General features: G+C 53.5%; 1 protein-coding gene. It reads left to right on the forward strand.

The features are described from left to right. A protein-coding gene (locus tag ACP7D9_RS29455) for an IS3 family transposase (protein WP_426160419.1) occupies positions 1-1,208 on the forward strand; the annotation gives its coding sequence in 2 pieces (ribosomal slippage) (positions 1-337 and positions 337-1,208; 1,209 coding nt annotated over the 2 pieces). This gene is flagged as partial in the annotation. Between the last annotated feature and the right edge of the window lie 37 nt (positions 1,209-1,245).

Below are 1,245 nucleotides of genomic sequence, written 5' to 3' on the forward strand. Positions count from 1 at the left end.
AGGCGCAGTCAACGTGATTACACGCTGGGCTTTAAATTAGCGGTCGTCGATCAGGTTGAAAAGGGCGAACTGAGTTATAAAGAGGCTCAACGACGTTATGGGATCCAGGGTCGGTCGACTGTGTTGGTGTGGTTACGCAAGCATGGAAGGCAGGACTGGAGCCAAGGCGCCTCCATTCGCGCCCAGAGGAATCGACCGATGGCCGAGCCAAATTTGCCGCTGACACCAGAGCAGCGAATCAAGGAGCTGGAAGAAAAGCTGGCCCTTGCCAACCAGAAAGCCCATTTTTTTGAAGCTGTCGTTGACGTGCTGAAGAACGATTACGGTGTTTCTGTCGTAAAAAAGCGATCCGGCAAGTCCTCAGCCAAGGGCAAATCGAAGGCCTGAGTGTTACCAGGGCTTGCCAGTTTTTGGGCATTTCACGGCAGGCGTATTACAAGCGCAATCGAGCTTACGACGCGCAAGCTAGCCACGCGCAAAAGGTGCTGGGGTTTGTGCTGGAGACACGCCTTGAAATGCCCCGGCTGGGCACCCGCAAGCTGCACGGCCTTATGCAGTCCGAACCTGAACTGACGCAAACGGTAGGCCGAGATCGGTTGTTCGATATTTTGCGGGATCATCGGCAACTGGTTCCACGCAAACGCGCTTATCACAAGACTACCGATAGTCATCATCGCTTCCGTCGACATCCGAATCGGCTCAAGCCTGGCCCTGACCAGGTCACTGCCACCGGCCCGGAACAGGTCTGGGTGGCGGATATAACCTATTTGCCGACCGAGCAAAGTGTCGCTTACGTAAGTCTGGTCACTGATGCGTTCTCGCGCAAAATAGTCGGCCATCATGTGCATGAAAGCCTGCATACCGGGTCCGTCATCCGTGCCATGAGGAATGCTCTTCGACACCGAAGAACCAATCAGCCGCTGGTACATCACTCCGATCGGGGCTCGCAGTACTGCTCCAATCTCTATCAAAAGCTGCACGCCAAGCATGGGGTCAGATGTTCGATGACTGATGGCTACGACTGCTACCAGAATGCTCTGGCGGAACGAGTGAATGGGATTCTGAAAACAGAATTTCTTCTACACCGCCCCAAAGACCTTGCCCAAGCCAAGCGCATGGTTGAGGAATCGATAGAAATCTATAACCGTAAGCGACCTCATTTGTCCCTGAAATACAAAACGCCCGATGCGGTGCATCGGGCGTTTTGAAACTGAAACAGGTGTAAACCTATTTCAGGACTAGACA

Source organism: Pseudomonas sp. TSRC2-2, from assembly GCF_049897785.1.
Lineage (GTDB): Bacteria > Pseudomonadota > Gammaproteobacteria > Pseudomonadales > Pseudomonadaceae > Aquipseudomonas.